Below are 18,076 nucleotides of genomic sequence, written 5' to 3'. Positions count from 1 at the left end.
TTTTGTTTTTCAGGCGGTGGCGGGAGGCGCCGGTTGGGTGAGCCGCTTGTTCAAATCCAGCCAGGCCCCCAGCAGTGCCATCAGCCCGGCGCCTACCAATGCGGTGAAGATTTGCATGGCGAAGGCATCGCCGGTGATCGCATTGATCATGTCCGCCAGCGGTGCCAGCAGCACCCCCAGGCAGAACACCTCCAGGGAGTAGCGCCCCATACGGCAGGTTTGTCGGGCCAACCAGTTCTGCGTCCATTCGCGGCCAGGCAACAGCTTGGCGGTGACATAGGCCAGGGCCAGGAAGTGCAGCAGGCGCACCGGCGACAGGTCGGTCTTGCTGATGGGGTACAGCAGGTCACTGAGCGCCGACGGCATCAGCGCGTCGTGGATTTCCGGCCAGCGCCACGAGAGCGTGAGAACCCCCGCCAACAGCGCATACACCGCCGCAGCGACGAACAACGGCTGACGCAACAGGCGCCGAGTCTCGACAGGGCGGGGTTGCCCGGCATGAATCGCCGCCGCGCCGCCCAGCACAAACAGCAACTGCCAGGTCACCGGGTTGAAGTACCACACGCCGTCGGCAATCGCCGCCAGGTTCCAGCCCAGGTGCGGCGCCAGCAAGTACACCGCCAGCGAAACAGCCACCACCGCCCAGGTCTTGCGCAACAGCAACGGCAACACCAGCGGCAGGCAACCCAGCAGCACGATGTACAGCGGCAACGGGTCCATCAGGTTGGGTTTGAAGCGCAACAGCAGTTCATCCACCAGGGCTTGCTGGGGATGGGTGACGAAGTGCGTCAGGCCCATCTCTTCAACGAGGTCGCGGGTTTCCACATGGCTGTTGGCGAAGAACACGATGCCCATCAGCATCGCCAGCAGGAAGATGTGCACCACGTACAGCACCCAGGTGCGCCGCCAGATCTTCACGCAGGCGATCAGATAACCGTCGCGCTGCAGGATCTTGCCGTAGGCCAGCACGGCCGCATAACCGGCCAGGAACACGAAGACCTCCGCCGCGTCGCTGAAACCGAAGTTGCGCAAGGTGATCTGGCCCAGAGGGTTGTGGGGCACGTGATCCCAGAAAATAAAGATCAACGCCAGGCCCCGAAAAAAATCGATGCGCGGGTCGCGTCCGTTCAACATGGCAGCGGGCTCTTGAACAAGGGGTTTAGTAATGACAAGTGGACGACGGCTTCAGTCGAGCCGTACGTCGGGCGGGCGCAGGTTGGCGGTATTTGTAAGCAATTGCAAAGCTGAGTTTTTTGCTGAATGTCTCATCGCTTTGTTTAAACGTCGATGATCACCAGCGTGCCTTGGCTGCCGGCGAGTACCGCGTGGGCGATGCCGGCTTCAACCAGGTACATCTGACCGGCGCCGACGTCGATGGCCTCCTCGCCAATAGACAGGCGCAAAAGGCCGTCGATCACCAACAGCCCTTCGTTGTAGTCGTGGGTTTCTTCTTCATAAGCCTGTGCATCCATGCGCAGCACCTTGATCCGCGCCGGGCCGACCTGGCCCACGCGGGTGGATTTCCAGGTGTCCGGCAGTTGGGCGGCAAGGGCGGTGAAGTCGAGTAACGGCATGGTGAAGCTCCTTGTTTCAACGATGCCGTTCGGTGGTCCGGTTCAGCGGGGTTGTTCAATGCGGGCTCAGGCCGCGGCGATTTCATTCGGCTCAAAACTGTCCGCCCGCGCCATCTGCCACATGCGCGAATAAAACTCGCCGTTCACTTCGCCGGTGAGCAATTCGCCAGGTTTCAGGAACACATGCAACTGCGAGAACAGCTTGATCTCGGTGGCCGACATGCGCCGCACCAGGTGCTTGGCCGACAGTTGCGAAGGGTGGTCGAGACCGGCGGCAGCGAGCATTTCGGCCAGGGCCTTCAACGTGTTGCGGTGGAAGTTGAACACGCGCTGGGCCTTGTCCGGCACCACCAGTGCGCGCTGGCGCAACGGGTCCTGGGTGGCCACCCCGGTGGGGCATTTGTTGGTGTGGCAGCTTTGCGACTGGATACAGCCGATGGCGAACATGAAGCCCCGCGCCGAGTTGGCCCAGTCGGCACCGATGGCCAGGACGCTGGCGATGTCGAACGCGCTGACGATCTTGCCGCTGGCGCCGAGCTTGATCTTGTCCCGCAGGTTCAAGCCCACCAGGGTGTTGTGCACGAACAGCAAGCCTTCACGCAGCGGCACGCCGATGTGGTCGGTGAACTCCACCGGCGCGGCGCCGGTGCCGCCTTCCTTGCCGTCCACCACGATAAAGTCCGGGAGGATGCCGGTTTCGAGCATGGCCTTGGCGATGCCCATGAATTCCCACGGGTGGCCCAGGCAGAACTTGAAGCCCACCGGTTTGCCGCCCGACAGTTCACGCAGCTGGGCGATGAAGTGCATCATTTCGATGGGAGTGGAAAACGCGCTGTGGCGCGACGGCGAGATGCAGTCCTCGCCCATCATGATGCCGCGGGTGTCGGCGATTTCCTGGGTGACCTTGTGCTTGGGCAGGATCCCGCCGTGGCCCGGTTTGGCGCCCTGGCTCATCTTGATTTCGATCATCCGCACTTGCGGGTTCTGCGCCTGCACGGCGAAGCGTTCCGGGTCGAAAAGGCCGGCGCTGGTGCGGCAGCCGAAGTAGCCGCTGCCGAGCTCCCAGGTCAGGTCGCCGCCGTTTTCCCGGTGATAGGGGCTGATGCTGCCTTCACCGGTGTCATGGGCGAAGTTGCCGAGCTTGGCCCCCTGGTTGAGCGCGCGAATCGCGTTGGCGCTCAGCGAACCGAAGCTCATGGCCGAGATGTTGAACACCGAGGCCGAGTAGGGCTGCTTGCATTGCGGGCCGCCGACGATCACGCGAAACGCGCTGGGGTCGCTCAGCGGCGCGGGGCGCATGGAGTGGCCGATAAACTCAAAGCCCGACTGGTACACGTCGATCAGCGTGCCGAAGGGTTTGTCGGCACTTTCATTCTTGGCGCGGGAGTAGACCAGCGAGCGCTGGGCCCGGGAAAAGGGCAGGGCGTCGCTGTCGGATTCCAGCAGGTACTGGCGGATTTCCGGACGGATGCCTTCCACCAGGTAACGGATATTGCCCAGGATCGGGTAGTTGCGGCGCACCGCGTGGGGGCTTTGCAGCAGGTCGAAAATGCCGATCAGGCTAAGGATGCCGGTGACCACGGCGATCGGCCACAGCCATTCGTGTTCGATAAACGGCATGCTGGCGAGGGTGAAAATGACGCAGACGGCAAAGAACGCGTAACGGCTTAACAAGGACAGGCTCATACAGGGTTCCTTAGTTTTTATCCTGTAGGAGCGAGCTTGCTCGCGAAGGTCGTTAACGATAGCGCGGTTGTCTGGATGACCGCGGTGCATTGACGTTTTTCGCGAGCAAGCTCGCTCCTACAGGGCTCGATCAGGCGTTTTGCGCCTGCAGAAAAATCGAGAACAGCTCCGACTGGGATTTGATCCCTAGCTTGCTGTACATGTGTTTCTTATGGACTTTCACGGTTTCAACAGAGATTTCCAGCTTACGAGCGATTTCCTTGCTGGAGCAACCACTGAGCATCAAACGGCCCACATCCAGCTCCCGCGCGGTGAGTTGCGCGCCCCAGCCATCGTTGTGGATCGGCTGCTCCGGAGCGCTCACCTGGTTGAGTTCATGGGGCAGGCGCTGGCGCAGCAAGCCCAGTACCCACGGTTGAATCAGCGACAGCAGGGCAATCTGCTGTGGGTCAAAGCGCTGTTTGGAGCCCAGGGACAGGCACAGGGTTCGCCCGTCCGGTTGCTGGCAGTTGAACTGGATTTCATCGGCCACCACGTTCAACCGGAAGTAGCGCTGGTAATACTCGGTCAGCTCGAAATGCTCCGGGGCCACTTCGGCCAGGCGAAACAGTCCGGTGCGCGAGTGTTCGCGGCTGGCGATGTAGAAGGGATCGAGCAGGTATAAACCGTTGAGGTAATCCTGGAACAGATGGTCGGGTTCGCCGTCCTGGCCGGGGCATTCGGCGAACACCAGGGGTTTGTGCTCGCTGCTGAACAGCAACACCACCCAACTGTCGAACGGCACATATTGGTCCAGCAACCGGACCAGCTGCGTCCAGAAATTCGGCTGGTCCAGGGCGTCTATCATCTGCCCCACCGAACGGTGCCAGGCGATGTCTTCCAGCGACAATGTCATGCATCTACCCCCATAGGGTTAACCCGGCTGCGTGATTTCCCGAGTGTTCGCGGCTGCGCATACTGCGCCACAGATAAAGAACAAGGAATAACCATGAAGGTCGAATTTGCCCAGCTGGCAGGCCGCGATAACGGCACAGCTTACAACCTTGAGCGCGCGTTGGCGGCAATTGCTGCGTGTGCGGCGGATACCCAATTGGTCGTATTCCCGGAAACCCACCTGATGGGCTTCCCGACTGCCGGCACCGTGGCCGAGGTGGCCGAGCCGGTGGACGGCCCGACCGTGCAGGCGATTATCCAGGCCGCCCGTGCGCGCAATATCGCCGTGGTGATCGGCATGGCCGAGAGCGACGCGGGCCAATTCTATAACACCACCTTGATGATCACCCCGGACGGCATCGCCCTGCGCTATCGCAAGACCCACCTGTGGGCCTCGGACCGCGGCGTCTTCACCCCGGGTGACCGCTACGCCACCTGCGTGTGGAACGGCGTGCGAGTTGGCCTGTTGATCTGTTACGACATCGAATTCCCGGAAACCGCCCGGGCCCTGGCGCAGTTGGGCGCTGAAGTGTTGATCGTCACCAACGGCAACATGGACCCGTACGGCCCCACCCACCGCACCGCGATCATGGCCCGCGCCCAGGAAAACCAGGCGTTCGCGCTGATGGTCAACCGAGTGGAAGAGGGCGATGACGGCCTGATGTTCGCCGGTGGCAGTGCGCTGGTCGACCCGTTCGGCAGCTTGCTGTTTGAAGCCGGGCGCGGGGAAGGGCAGTTCAGCGTTGAACTGGACCTGGAGCAACTGGCGGCGGCGCGACAGGACTATCGCTACCTGGATGACCAGCGCTTGAAATTGCCGGGGGAGGTGATTGAGCGCGAGGACGGGACGCGGGAATTGTTGATCCCCAAACCCTGACACGGGTCTCGTGGCAAGGATGCTGTTGTGGCGAGGGGGCTTGTCCCCCGTTGGAGTGCGAAGCGCTCCCGCTTTTTCTGGGGCCGCTTCGCAGCCCAACGGGGGACAAGCCCCCTCGCCACAGAAGCTGCATTTCACCAAAAAGCTGCTTCAACCATAAAAATTATTGCGTTCGCTGCACCGACTTCAGTTCTGCCATAAATCTAATAATTGCGCGGAGAATCGCTCATGGCTCGTTTGCAACGCACCCTGTCGTTAGGGTCGGTGGTGCTGTTTGGCATCGCCTATATGACACCGATCATTGTCCTGGGCACCTTCGGCATCCTGGCGCAATCCACCGCCGGCATGGTCCCGGCCGCTTACCTGGCCGCCCTGGTGGCGATGTTCTTCACCGCCATGAGCTACGGCCGCATGGCCTCGGCGTTCCCGGTGGCCGGGTCTGCCTACAGCTATGTGCGCAAGGCCATCAGCCCCAAGCTTGGGTTTATCGCCGGTTGGGCGGTGTTGCTCGACTACCTGTTCCTGCCCATGGCCATCTGGCTGATCGGCGCGGCCTACCTGCATTCGGCCTTCCCGGCCGTGCCGCAATGGGTCTGGGTACTGGCGTTTATCGGGGTCACCAGTGTGATCAACATCATCGGCCTGAAACTCGCCAACGGCATCAACGCCTTGCTGATGCTGGTGCAGTTCCTGGTGCTGGTCGCCTTCGTCGCGCTGTGCATCCACTACATCGGCGGTGATGCGCGCAAGCCGCTGTGGACCATCACCCCGTTCTTCAACGGCCAGATGCAAATGCCGTTGATCATGAGCGGTGCGGCGATCGCCTGCTATTCGTTCCTGGGCTTTGACGCGGTCAGCACCCTGACCGAAGAAACCCGCGACCCGCGCCGCACGATTCCCCGGGCGATCATGCTGATCACCCTGATCGGCGGGCTGATCTTCGTCGGTGTGTCGTACTTCGTGCAGATCGCCCACCCATCGTTCGAGTTCACCGACGTGGATTCTGCCGCCTACGAGATTGCCCGCAACATTGGCGGCGACCTGTTTGTGTCGATCTTCCTGATCGGCCTGATCGTCGGCCAGTTCGCCTCGGGGCTGTCAGCGCAGGCCAGTGGTTCGCGGTTGCTGTTTGCGATGGGGCGCGACGGGGTGTTGCCCAAGTCGTTCTTCGGTACCTTGCACGCGCGCTTCGGTACGCCGGTCAACAGCATCCTGCTGTGCGCGGTGGTTGCGTTACTGGCGTTGAGACTGGACGTCACCACCTCCACCTCGTTCATCAACTTCGGTGCGTTCCTGGCTTTCAGCCTGGTGAACCTGTCGGTGATCTTCCACTACTGGATCGGTGCCAAGCAGCGCGGTTTGCGGGAGTTGGTGCTGTTCCTGGTGTTCCCGACCATCGGCCTGGTGGCGGATTTGTGGTTGATGGTCAGCCTTGATCACCTGGCGATTTACCTGGGCCTGAGCTGGTTGGCGATTGGCCTGCTGTACCTGGTTTTCCTGACGCGGGGCTTCTCCCGGCAGCCCCCGGAAATGGACTTCCAGGAAGCCGCATAGAAGCTTGGGGTCTATTCTTATTGCAATCGGTTCTCGTTTGGGTGCATCATTTGTGTTACTGTATAACACTTGATGTTCACCCAGACGCCCCGGAGGCCTTATGAAACCTGGTATCCACCCCGACTACCGCACCGTGTTGTTCCATGACACCGCCGCCGACGTTTTCTTCCTGATCGGTTCCACCGTGGAAACCGACCGTACGCAACAACACAGCGACGGCAAAACCTACCCCTACGTACTCCTGGACGTGTCCAGTGCCTCGCACCCGGTGTACACCGGCCAACAGCGCAAGACCCAGTCCGAAGGCCGCATCGCCGGCTTCAACAAGCGATTTGCGTCGTTTGGTTCGGCCGGTAAAACCGCCGAGGCGTGATGCACCGCGCGTTACCTCAGGGCTGCTTCATTCAATGAAGTGGCCCTTTTTTATGCCTATCTGACGAAGTGATATCGCAAGGCCATCACTGCAAAGAAAAACCGACTAAACTGCTGGGTAATGGCCAGGAGGCTGTTACCTTGACCGTAGGATACGCACATCGACGCTATACGAGGTGCCCCATGGGAGAGTCAGTGACCTTCGCAAATCCCGACCGTCCGGTGGTGCTGTTGATTGACGCACACCCGGACGTGCTGGACCGCCTGACGCAGTTGCTGCGCCTGGAACCCTTTGAATTATGCAGCGCCACCGACGCCGCTCACGCGCTGGCGATTCTGGCGCAGCAACCCGTCGACCTGGTGATGAGTGCCGCGCGCCTGCCGGACATGGACGGCGCCACCCTGCTTGCGCAGATCCACCATGATTACCCGCACACCGTGCGCATCCTGCTGACCGGTGAAACCGACCTGACGCTGATCATCAAGGCCATCAACGAAGGGCAGATCTACCGCTACCTGAGCAAACCCTGGAAAGACGAAGAACTGCTGCTGGCGTTGCGGCAATCCCTGGCCCATCAACACTCCGAGCGTGAGCGCCTGCGCCTGGAGCAATTGACCCGCCAGCAGAACGACGAACTCAAGCAACTCAACGCCAGCCTGGAAAAACGCGTGGCCTCACGCACCAGCGAGCTGCAGCAAACCGCCGACATGCTCGACCTGGCCTACGAAGAACTCAAACACAGCTACGCCACCGGCACCGAAGTGTTCTCGCTGCTGGCCAACCTGCGCTTGCCCCGAGCCAAGCAAACCAACCGGCAGATCATCGAGCTGGTGCGCACCTGGTGCCACGGCCGCGGCCTGGATGAGGCCAGCAATCGCGACCTGACCATGGCCGCCGCGCTCTACAACATCGGCAAGTTGAGTTGGAGCGACAACATGATGGTCTCTCCCAGCGACCTGCTGCACAGCACCTACCGTGAGCGGTACCGGGCGTATCCGGCCCAGAGCGAATCGTTGCTGATGACCCTGGAACCGATGAAAGACGCGGCACGCTTGATCCGCCATCACCAGGAACGCTGGGACGGCAGCGGCTTTCCCGACCACCTCAAGGGCGAAGCAATACCTGTAGGTTCGCGCCTGTTGAAACTGGCGGTGGACTTCATCGAACTGCAACGCGGCTTGATCCTCGAACGGCAGATGAACAGCGACGAAGCGCTGCTCTACATCCGCAAATACGCCGGGCGCCTTTACGACCCGGACATGGTCGAGGACTTCATCCAGGCCTGCGCCGCGTTCCTCAGTGACGTGACCCTGGGCGACCCGTCGGTGAAGGTCCTGACCACCCGCGAACTGGCCGAAGGCATGGTGCTGGCGCGCAACCTCAACGCCGACAACGGCATGCTGCTGCTCAACGCCGGCAAGGTGTTGAACCTGCCGCTGGTGGACAAGCTGATTGCGTTCGAGGCCATGGAAGGGGCGAAGTACAGCGTGTTCATCAAGGAGCCGGATGAGGCACTGCTTTCGGGGTGAGACCGGTTCATGGGATCCTTGCGCCTTTGTATTCAAGGCGACCTTTTCATGACCTCCACCATTCGCATCGCCGCCGCCCTGCTGATCGGCAGCGACGGCCAGACCCTGCTGGTACGCAAGCGCGGCACCCAGGCCTTCATGCAGCCGGGCGGCAAGATCGATGCCGGCGAGCAACCCGCAGAGGCTTTGGCCCGTGAGCTGCACGAAGAACTGGGCCTGCGAGTTGATCCGGCGGCGGCTGTGTACCTTGGGCAGTTCTCGGCGCCGGCGGCGAATGAGCCGGGGTTCGTGGTGCAGGCCGAATTGTTCCAGGTGCACATCGACGTGGCGGTGATGCCGGCTGCCGAGATTGAAGAGGTGCGCTGGATCGACCCGGCCGGTGACGGCGGTTTGCAGCTTGCGCCGCTGACTCGGGATTTGATTCTGCCGTTCTATCGCGCCTCTCTGATCCCTGCCTGATCTTGTGGCGAGGGAGCTTGCTCCCGCTGGGGCGCGAAGCGGCCCCAGGATTTTTGGGTCTGCTGCGCAGCCCAGCGGGAGCAAACTCCCTCGCCACAGGTATCCGCTACAGGTCAGCGAACGGCGCTGACGCCGTCCAGGGTCGAAAACGAGGTGTCCTTGGCCGTCAGCAGAAAATCACGCATGTACGGCGCGTCCAGCATGTCGGCGCGAATCCCGGCGTACAGCGTGGCAAACAAACCTTTCTCCCCCAGCCGCTTGGCCTTCACATACCCCCGGGAGCTGTATTCATGCAGCGCCCAATGGGGCATGCCGCACACGCCGCGACCGCTGGCCACCAACTGCATCATCATCACCGTCAGTTCCGAGGTGCGCACCTGGGCCGGTTCTACATCCGCCGGTTCCAGGAAGCGGGTGAAGATGTCCAGACGATCCCGCTCCACCGGGTAGGTGATCAGGGTTTCGCTGATCAGGTCTTCGGGCACGATGTACGGCTTGTTCGCCAGCGGGTGCTGGTTGGCCACGGCGAGCATGGCTTCGTAGGTGAACAGCGGTACATAGGTGATGCCCGGCAGCTCCAGCGGGTCCGAGGTCACCACCAGGTCCAGGTCGCCACGGGCCAGGGCCGGCAGCGGCGCGAAGGCGAAGCCGGAGGCCAGGTCCAGCTCGACTTCCGGCCAGGCATCGCGGAACTGGTCGATGGTCGGCATCAACCACTGGAAGCAACTGTGGCACTCGATGGCCATGTGCAAACGCCCGGCCGTGCCGCCGGCCAGGCGCGCGATGTCGCGTTCGGCACCGCGCAGCAAGGGCAGGGTGGCGTCCGCCAGTTGCAGCAGGCGCAGGCCGGCGCTGGTGAAGCGCAGCGGCTTGGTCTTGCGCACGAATAACTGCATGCCCATGCGCTCTTCCAGTTCCTTGAACTGGTGGGAGAGTGCTGATTGCGTCAGGTGCAGGCGCTCAGCGGCCTCCACCAGGCTGTCGGCTTCGCGCAAGGCGTGCAGGGTCTTGAGATGGCGGATTTCGAGCACGGGGTCTCCATGAATATAACTTGTGACAAATTCGGATCGGTTGAGTTTGTCTCATGTTGATAGGCCTGTCGACCGTCGTGCTCAAGTCCCGCCGCCTCACACCCCGGCAAAGTGCCGGGTGGCCAGCGCTCGCCCGATATTGCCGCGCCAGATAGGGTCCACCGCGGCCCCGGCTTGCGCCTGGGCGACTTGCCATTGCAGGCCCAGGTTGCGCTGCTCGGGAATCTTCAAGTGGGCCTTGATGAACTCGTCGAACTGCGCCCCGGCCTTGTCGTAATGAAAGTGCGCATACCACAGGGTGGCGGGCGGCGTTTGTGTCAGGTCCTCAACCACGTATTCCTGAAGGTAATCCGCTCGTCCCTTCTTGCCTTCATTGAGGTTGCGGGCCGGTTCGCCCTTGCGAATCTCCACCACCCGTTGTTCGCGAAGGTAGTCCAGATAGCCTTCGGTGGGGGTTTTGCTGGCGAGGGTCTGGCGGATTCGCAGGTTGCGGCCCTTGATGGTCAGCTCCATGGCCTTGGCCCGCAGTTGGCGCACGAGGTCCTCGGTAGGGTCCAGGCGTTCCAGGCGATTGGCCCGCAGGTTCAACTCGGCCGCTTCACTGACCAGCAGGTGCTCCAGGTCCACCGGCAGCATTTTTTGCTCGGTGTAGGCGGTGGCGCGGCTTTCGTACAGCGCGACGTTGTCCAGGCGAGCCCTGGCTTCGCTCACCACGAACGGCTTGACGTTGGACTCCGGCGGCGCGGGTTCCGAGGCGGCATTGTCCTTGAGCCGGGACTTGCCGCCGGGGCCCTTCACCCAGGTCTCGACGCGCCCGCTGGCGCTCTCAACCTGGTAAGTGGTGGCTTGGGTTTGTGGGTCGATGCTCTCGGTGCCCACCAGGGAAATATTGTCCTCGGTGTCGAATACCCGCCGTACAGGTTGCCCGGCCGGTGGGCGGCTTGCCGGCGACTCCTTGATGGCCCGGCGGGCGAGTTCGATCATCTGGTCAATGTCGACGAAAAACGCACTGAGTTGCGCCTGGTCGAAATGCTGCGGGTAACCGAGGTTCCAGGTGCGGATGGTCAGCCGGAATTGTTCATAGGCCTGTATGCAGTCTTCCAGCACCTTGCGCCGCTGTGTGATGTTGGCGCTGGCGTTGGGCAGTTCAAAATGCGAAGCCCATGCCCGGTTGACTTTGGCGTAGCTGTCCCGGGCCTGGGCCCGCAAGTAGAACCAAGACAGCTCGGCAACTTCGGGGTAAGTCTCAAGGGTATCGAAGCGGTGTAAGAATTTCAGGTGCGTGCGGTAGCTGTCATTGAGCGTACGTAGGAATTGCTCCAGCATCGGGCTTAGCCGGGTACGGTGGGCGGCATCGGTAACCTGATCGAACCAGCGGTTGAACTGGGAAAAGTCGGCATCGATCCGGTCCAGGTCACGCAGAATCTCGCTGCTGATCCTTTTGCGCTGCCGCAGGATCTCCAGCATGGCGGGAACGATTGCCAAGGTGTCGAAAACCTCGGGGGAGATAGCGGTCATGTTATGGGTTCCAAGCTCCAGGATCCGTGCCTCGATCTGCTTGAAGTGATAGCGCGCCCGGTTCAGGGTGGTCAGGGTCAGGCGCGCCGCATTGCGGCTCATGTCCTCTCTGATCGCGCGCTGGCGGTTGCCGCTGGTAAAGGGCACGAACTCCGTCAGTTCCTGATACTGGCGGCTGTACAGTTCGATGTCCTGCTCGAAGGATCTGCGGATCGCCGGGCCTGCGCTGTCGGTGCGGGCCATCAGTTCTTCGGTTCGGTTAATGGAGAGCGCAATCAGGTCTTCGCGGCTGTTGATACTGTTGGCCAGCGCCTGTTGGCGGCGCAGAGCGCGGTCGGTCCACCAGCGTGGCAAGTAATCACGGATCGGCTGGGGCCAGATCGGATCAAGCACTTCGGCCATATGCCCGAGCACGCTGCCGCCACCCGCCAGGCCGCCCTTGAATGCGCTGCCGTAGACGCCGTAGTGAGTGTCCCATTCGCCGTTTTCATCCAGGGCAATCGGCTGCTTGTAGGTTTTGCTGCGGGTCGGGCTCAGGCGCCAGTCCAGGGGATCGCCGGCCAGCTCAACCTGATAGATGCGCCCGCGCCGCACGATGAAGTCGCCTTCGGTATGCCGGTACACATTGCGATAAAAACCGTGGGTCTGCGGTTGCAGCCCGGCCAGCGAGATCACTCCTTCATATTCATAACCGGCGAAACGCTGTGCCGCCCGCCGAGCCTGGGTGACCGAGGGAAGGTGCAGGCTGGCGGCGCTGCTGGCCAGATGGCGCAATTGACGCTGGCGCGTGGCGGCGCGGGCGTTGACCGGCAGGGCTAGGCTGCCCGGCAGAATGTCCATGGCGCAGTCGATCAGCGACAACAGCACCGCCTCGACCTCGGCCAGGCCATGGCCGACGTTCCCGCGCAGGAACGCAGCAGTGGCCAGGTTGGCACTGGACCAGGCGTCATACAACGCGACGACCGAACCGACGAAAGGCACCAGCCCCAGGGCGATTTTCAGGTAGTTGAAGATCAGCCCGGCGCGCAGCGCATTCTGCTCCAGCAACAAGGCCGCGTTGGAGCGCGAGGTCGCGCGGTGCGCTTCTATGACGCGGCCCATATGGGCGTTCAGCAAATGAGTGGCCAGCGATGTGGTGGCCGGCCACGGGGTTCCGACGGCAAAGACCGGATCAAAATTCCGTTGCTGGGCCTGAGCGATCCGGGCGAGGTGGGCGGCGGTGTCGCCCTTGATGGCCAGGCCGGCCAGGTAGGCGCTCATGCCGCTGACCAGGCTGAGGTCGTAGAGCGCCTTGCGGGCCAGTTCCAGGCTCGCGTAGCGCCGCAGGTCCTGGTTGTCCGGGCTGTTCGGCAGGTACAGCAGGGTCAGGCCGGAGACTTGTTCCTGAATAAACGTGACCCCTGACAGGGTGGTCGGACCGAAGTCGGTATCTTCACCGCCCGCACTCAGCGTGGCCGGCAACAGCACGATTTTCTTGTCTTCCACCTGCCAGGCATCCGCGTTGTCGGCGTCGATGGCGATGTTCAGCAGCCGCAGATCGTTGTCGTCGAATCGCCCCAGGGCCCGGGCGCGTTTGCCTAGCAGCATGAGCATCAGGCGCAGCGGCTCGGTCAGGCATTCGCGACGGTGCTGCGTGGTGAAAGGCGCCGCCGCGGGATCACCGAGGAAGGTGCGGGTGATCAAGCTTTCGTAGGCTCCGGCGAGGTCCAGCTCCTTGACCAGGGTCTTCAGGTATTCCAGGGACAGGCCGGTGGTCAGCCGGGTGGTTTCAGGGGCATTGGGGCCGGAGACATCGAGCTTCATGTAGGTCAGGCGCTGGGCCAGCGTCGGGTCGATGTTTTGCTGGGCCAGTTGCAACAATGACAGGGTGCTGCGGCGGGTACTGGGCACCGTCACATACTTGAACGGTGTACCCGGGCCCGCGTATTCGGACAGGTATTCGCGCTCCTGGCTGACCGTATCGGGCAGGTCCAGTTGCACCGACCAGGTGTGTTCAAGCTGGAAGTCTTCGCGCAGGCGTTGGTCCAGGCGGCGCTGGCCGAAGTCGTCGAAGGGTTCCAGCTCGCGCTCGAGCAGTCGCTGCGAGCGATGCAGGGCGCTGATCTGCGCGTGTATCAGGTGCTTGAGCGCCAGGCGTTCATCTGCCGGCAACTGGCTCAACTCCCCAGGCAGTGCCCCGGCCATGGTGCTGCTGCGTTGTTGCTCGAGCAGTTGTCCATACGCCAGTTCCCGCGCCGGACACACCGGGGTTTGCAGGGTAAACAGGGTTTGCTCTTTGAGTTTGTCCAGGCCTTCGGTTCGCTCCTGGCCGAACGGAGGCACCGGGAAGAGGGAGATCAGCGCATACGCCTGTTGTTCGCTGGCGTACAGCTGCTGTTGCAACGAGTATTCAATCGGGTCGCCGGTGAGCAGCGACAATTGCAGGGTGACGTCCTGCGCTTCGCTCGACAGCTTGAACAGCAAGTGTTCCAGGGCTTGGCGGGATTCGAAACGCTGCAGGCCGCCTGCATTGCCGGGCCAGTACAGCAACAGGCTGTGGGGCGCCGAAGAGGTCAGCGCGCTGGTCTGGGTGATGAGCAACAGGCCTGTCAGCTCCTCGGAACCTTCCCTTGGGTCACGGCTGGAGAGGATCAGGCGGGTCACCGCGACAGCCGGGCGGCGTTCCGGGGCCGCGGGGTGTTCCGTGACGGCCAGGAGCAGGCCGTGTTCTTCATCGCTGATCTGCTGGAGCGCATGCTGGATGGCGCCCTCGGCGCGCAGGGCGGCGAGCCGCGCCTGGTAGAGCGCGTCATAGTCCGAATTGGGTTTTTGCCGCAGCTCAAGTTGATCGAAGGCGGCTTTTTTTGCCAGCAGGCCGCTGGCGGCATCATTGCCGGCCTGCTCTGCGTCTTTCAGCGCTTGCATCAAACCCTTCAACTGCGCCAGCCGGGCGGTTTGCTCAGGGCCATCGCCCAGGAAGCGCTCCAGTGCGCTGCGTTGCAGCCTGATCGCGGCCCAACGTTGGCCCAGGGCAATGTCGGCGCTGAGGTGGCCGAAGGGCAGGGCAGGAGGCAGGTCGTCAGCGTCCGGGCCGGGCGTATCTGCCGGTTGATGCGGTGCGATAAGCATCGGGATTTCCCGGCGCTGGCTGTCCAGGCGGTCGGCATCATCCAGGGCATGGCTGGCGTAACGGGCCAGGTCACTGCCATTGCGATGACGGTTGCGCAGGCTTTCCAGCTGAGCCGCGTGCAGGTGCGACAGCAGGTCCAGAATGCCGTGCTCCAGGGGTTCGGTGCGCGAGCTGTATTCGACGGTGACAGCGTCAGCCGCGACGTCCGGCGGGATCAGTTGCTGATGCGCTGCGACCAGCCACTGCTCCATGTCGCGGCGTTGGCTGAAGACCATCACGCCGGGTTGCCGGCAGGGCAGGTACAGGGTTTGTGTCAACAGCGGCTCCTGGCCCACGGAGATGACCCAGGCGCCAGCCAATTTGACCTTGCTCTGGTCGGGCAGCAGCAACGCCAGCTGGCAGGTCTCGACGGGGCGTACGCCATTGGGGGTGGTGACCGGGTTGAGCACTGTCTGCAACGAGATCAGTTGTTGGGCACCCAGCCTTCCCTGGGCATAGGCCGATTGCCCGCAGGCCTCGAAATGCTGGCAGTACAGTTGTGCCGCCCGCTCGCGACGGGACAACGGCGTACCCGGCGCCCGGGTACTCCAATAGTTTTCCCAGCGGGCGCTGAGCAGTTTCCCCAGGCCCAGTGCCTGGAGCCGCTTGAGCAATTGCACGGGCGTGAGGGCTGACAGGCGGTGGGACGCCAGGCCGACCACGGTGCTGCGGGCATCCAGTGTGGGGGAGATGTCTGGAAACTGGCAGATAAATCCCCAGGCATCCGCCAGGCTGACGAAGTGCTCGTCGTGATCTTCGGTCTTGAGAAAACCCAGGCCGACCGGTGCGGCGCCCAGTTGCCAATGCTCTGTGAGCAGTTGTTCGATGGAGTCGCGCACGCCGGGTGCCTGGGCAATCAGTTGATGCAGCTCCTGTTGGCTTTCGCGCCAGCGCGCTGAGGCTTGCAGGGACAGGCTCTGGTCCTGGAGGCGGGCCTGGCCTGGAAGCGACGGTGAGGCGAAGTCGCTCAGGGTGGCAGACGGGGGAAGTAGGGTGAGGTCACTCATGATGGTGTGTTCATGCTCTGGTGAGACCGGGCTTGCCGGTGAATGCACCATTAAAGAGGCGGGGCCAGGGCGTGAGGTGATAGATAGATATGCGGATGACCGTTGGGCGCCCTTCATCAAACTGTCACTGAACTGTGGCAGCGCGCTTGTACAAAGTTCATCAGACTCGCGCTCTACTGGGGTTCTGCGTTTCGGTGTTTTTCATGCGCGTGTTGTTTTTCATGGCCGCTCTGTTATTCGGCCTGCCGTCCTTTGCGGCTTCTCGATGTGATGTGAATGTCCCGACTGAACGGGTTGATCTGGAACAGGTGAGCCTGGCCTACCAGAGCATTGGTCGTGCCTCCGACCCGGCCTTGCTGCTGGTGATGGGCCTGGGCGGGCAGTTGATCCACTGGCCGGACGAAGTGGTGGTGGCCCTGTGTGAGCAGGGCTTTCGGGTGATTCGTTATGACAACCGTGATGTGGGGCTGTCCACCTGGCGCCAGGCACCGGCCAGCGCCAACCTGACCTTTGAAGTGCTGCGCTACAAGCTCGGTCTGCCGGTGGCGGCGCCCTACACCCTGACCGACATGGCGGATGACGCACTGGGCTTGATGGACGGCTTGCACATTCAGCAGTTCCACGTGCTGGGCGCGAGCATGGGCGGCATGATCGCCCAGCACCTGGCGGCCATGGCGCCGCAACGGGTGGAAAGCCTCACGCTGATCATGACCAGCTCCGGCGCCGAAGGCCTGCCGGCACCGAGTGCGGCGCTGGTGCAACTGTTGTCGCGCCGCAGCGCGCCCAATCGTGAAGTGGCCCTGGAACAACAGGCCGACCTGCTGGCGGCGCTGGGCAGTCCTTATGTGAAGGATGATCGCAAGGTGCTGTTGCAGCAGGCGGCGCAGTCGTACGACCGGGCGTTCAACCCTGACGGTGTGAAGCGCCAGATCATGGCGATCCTTGCCGAACCGAGCCGGGTGCCGTTGCTCAATCAACTGCGGGTGCCGACGCTGGTGGTGCATGGCACGGCCGATCCGTTGTTGCCGGTGATGCATGGGGTGCACCTGGCGGCGCATATCCAGGGCAGCCAGTTGCGGCTGATTCCGGGGCTGGCGCATCGCTTCCAGGAGGCGTTCAAGGCGCCGTTGCTGGCGGCGGTCTTGCCCTACTTGCAAGCGCATCGACAGGATGCGGCGCATTGGGCGCAGATCGACCCGGTGGTGCCTGCGAAGGTTTTGTAAGGGCTTGACGGGGTGTATCGTGGGACCTTTCCGGCGTTTAATGCCAGCGAGGTTGCCTAGTCATGAGTACTCCCCTGAAAATCGATTTCGTCAGCGACGTGTCGTGTCCCTGGTGCATCATTGGCCTGCGTGGCTTGACCGAGGCCCTGGACCAACTGGGTCCGGAGGTGCAGGCCGAGATTCATTTCCAGCCGTTTGAGCTGAACCCCAACATGGCTGCCGAAGGGCAGAACATTACCGAGCACATCACTGAAAAATACGGTTCCACGGCTGAGCAGTCCCAGGCTAACCGGGCGCGGATTCGTGATATGGGTGCGGAGTTGGGGTTTGCGTTTCGTACTGACGGGCAGAGTCGTATCTACAACACGTTTGATGCGCATCGTCTGTTGCATTGGGCGGGGCTTGAGGGGTTGCAGTACAACCTCAAGGAAGCATTGTTCAAGGCGTATTTCACTGACCAGCAGGATCCGTCTGATCACGGGACGTTGGCGGGGATTGCCGAGGGTGTTGGGCTGGATCGTGTGCGGGCAGAGGAAATTCTGGCTTCGGACGAATATGCCGCCGAGGTGCGGGAGCAGGAGCAGTTGTGGGTGTCTCGCGGGGTGACTTCTGTGCCTACCATCGTGTTCAACGATCAGTACGCGGTGAGTGGTGGGCAGCCGGCTGAGGCGTTTGTCGGGGCGATTCGGCAGATTATCAGTGAGGCCAAGGGCTGAATGGGGCTGTCAGATAAAAATCAAAAGCAGCCGACCTGAGTGTTAGAAGCAAAAGCAGAGCCGCTTTATGTGGGAGCGGGCTTGCTCGCGAAGAACCAGAGGGCGCCGCGTTGAATCAGGATGCCCGAGTCATCGTTAACGACCTTCGCGAGCANNTTGATTTTGCTGTTGCTTCAATCAAACTTATAGCTGATGGCAGTCTGCACCTGCCCCTGATTCACATCCCCGGTCTCCTTGACGATGCTGCTATTGGCCGCTGACCCCACCAGGTGTATCCAACTGGCACTGGTCAACAGCGACCACTTCGCATCCAAAGGAAACTCAAAACTCTGCGTCAACGTCAGGTTCTGAAACCCGGCACTGGCGTTATACGGCCGAAACCCGGAGGCCGCAGCCTCATTGGCATCCACCCCGAAAAACGTCTGCGCCTGGCGGGCATCGGCAAAGT

General features: G+C 62.2%; 14 protein-coding genes. 7 read left to right on the top strand and 7 right to left on the bottom strand.

Annotated elements, in window-relative coordinates; genetic code table 11:
* Positions 1-9: 9 nt before the first annotated feature.
* The 4 genes from HX786_RS11050 to HX786_RS11035 all read right to left on the bottom strand — a co-directional run bounded on the left by HX786_RS11050 (position 10) and on the right by HX786_RS11035 (position 4,155).
* The gene (locus tag HX786_RS11050) at positions 10-1,134 is read right to left on the bottom strand and encodes an OpgC family protein (protein ID WP_178912053.1); all 1,125 of its coding nucleotides are present in this window, start codon (positions 1,132-1,134) and stop codon (positions 10-12) included.
* A gap of 143 nt (positions 1,135-1,277) precedes the next feature.
* Positions 1,278-1,574, bottom strand: coding sequence for a cupin domain-containing protein (locus HX786_RS11045; protein WP_003216439.1), 297 nt, complete (start codon positions 1,572-1,574; stop codon positions 1,278-1,280).
* A 66-nt stretch (positions 1,575-1,640) separates the two neighbouring features.
* Positions 1,641-3,260, bottom strand: coding sequence for an FMN-binding glutamate synthase family protein (locus HX786_RS11040; protein WP_003216444.1), 1,620 nt, complete (start codon positions 3,258-3,260; stop codon positions 1,641-1,643).
* Between the two features lie 130 nt (positions 3,261-3,390).
* The gene (locus HX786_RS11035) at positions 3,391-4,155 is read right to left on the bottom strand and encodes a LuxR C-terminal-related transcriptional regulator (protein ID WP_003216446.1); all 765 of its coding nucleotides are present in this window, start codon (positions 4,153-4,155) and stop codon (positions 3,391-3,393) included.
* Positions 4,156-4,248: 93 nt separating this feature from the next.
* Here HX786_RS11035 and HX786_RS11030 point away from each other — a divergent pair, with 93 nt between their 5' ends.
* The 5 genes from HX786_RS11030 to HX786_RS11010 all read left to right on the top strand — a co-directional run bounded on the left by HX786_RS11030 (position 4,249) and on the right by HX786_RS11010 (position 8,985).
* Positions 4,249-5,070: a carbon-nitrogen hydrolase family protein gene (locus tag HX786_RS11030; RefSeq protein ID WP_178912052.1), complete on the top strand. Its 822-nt coding sequence runs from the start codon at positions 4,249-4,251 to the stop codon at positions 5,068-5,070.
* A gap of 228 nt (positions 5,071-5,298) precedes the next feature.
* A complete protein-coding gene (locus HX786_RS11025) occupies positions 5,299-6,624 on the top strand; it encodes an APC family permease (protein ID WP_178912051.1) in 1,326 nt (441 codons plus the stop codon).
* A 100-nt stretch (positions 6,625-6,724) separates the two neighbouring features.
* On the top strand, positions 6,725-6,997 hold the full coding sequence (locus tag HX786_RS11020; protein ID WP_178912050.1) for a type B 50S ribosomal protein L31: 273 nt from the start codon (positions 6,725-6,727) through the stop codon (positions 6,995-6,997).
* 182 nt (positions 6,998-7,179) lie between these two features.
* Positions 7,180-8,526: an HD domain-containing phosphohydrolase gene (locus tag HX786_RS11015; protein ID WP_023659212.1), complete on the top strand. Its 1,347-nt coding sequence runs from the start codon at positions 7,180-7,182 to the stop codon at positions 8,524-8,526.
* Positions 8,527-8,574: 48 nt separating this feature from the next.
* Entirely contained in the window at positions 8,575-8,985 is a 411-nt protein-coding gene (locus HX786_RS11010; protein WP_178912049.1) for an NUDIX domain-containing protein, read from the top strand.
* Positions 8,986-9,098: 113 nt separating this feature from the next.
* Here HX786_RS11010 and metR read toward each other — a convergent pair whose 3' ends face one another.
* Together metR and HX786_RS11000 are read right to left on the bottom strand one after the other, a co-directional pair.
* Entirely contained in the window at positions 9,099-10,016 is a 918-nt protein-coding gene (metR, locus tag HX786_RS11005) for a transcriptional regulator MetR (protein ID WP_003216460.1), read from the bottom strand.
* Between the two features lie 96 nt (positions 10,017-10,112).
* Positions 10,113-15,689 (bottom strand): dermonecrotic toxin domain-containing protein, encoded by a 5,577-nt coding sequence (locus HX786_RS11000; protein ID WP_178912048.1) that lies wholly within the window; start codon positions 15,687-15,689, stop codon positions 10,113-10,115.
* 203 nt (positions 15,690-15,892) lie between these two features.
* Between HX786_RS11000 and HX786_RS10995 the strand changes: the two genes are divergently transcribed.
* A complete protein-coding gene (locus HX786_RS10995) occupies positions 15,893-16,912 on the top strand; it encodes an alpha/beta fold hydrolase (RefSeq protein WP_032899419.1) in 1,020 nt (339 codons plus the stop codon).
* Positions 16,913-16,974: 62 nt separating this feature from the next.
* Positions 16,975-17,628, top strand: coding sequence for a DsbA family oxidoreductase (locus tag HX786_RS10990; protein ID WP_003216466.1), 654 nt, complete (start codon positions 16,975-16,977; stop codon positions 17,626-17,628).
* A 173-nt stretch (positions 17,629-17,801) separates the two neighbouring features.
* Here the strand turns inward: HX786_RS10990 and HX786_RS10985 are convergent.
* Positions 17,802-18,076, bottom strand: a 275-nt coding sequence (locus HX786_RS10985) for a MipA/OmpV family protein (RefSeq protein ID WP_178912047.1), incomplete at its 5' end; no start/stop codon positions are given.

It is taken from the genome of Pseudomonas sp. 21615526 (assembly GCF_013386245.1).
In the GTDB taxonomy this organism is placed as follows: domain Bacteria; phylum Pseudomonadota; class Gammaproteobacteria; order Pseudomonadales; family Pseudomonadaceae; genus Aquipseudomonas.
The sequence above is the reverse complement of the archived record's forward strand: the minus strand, read 5'-3'. Positions and strand labels throughout refer to the sequence as shown.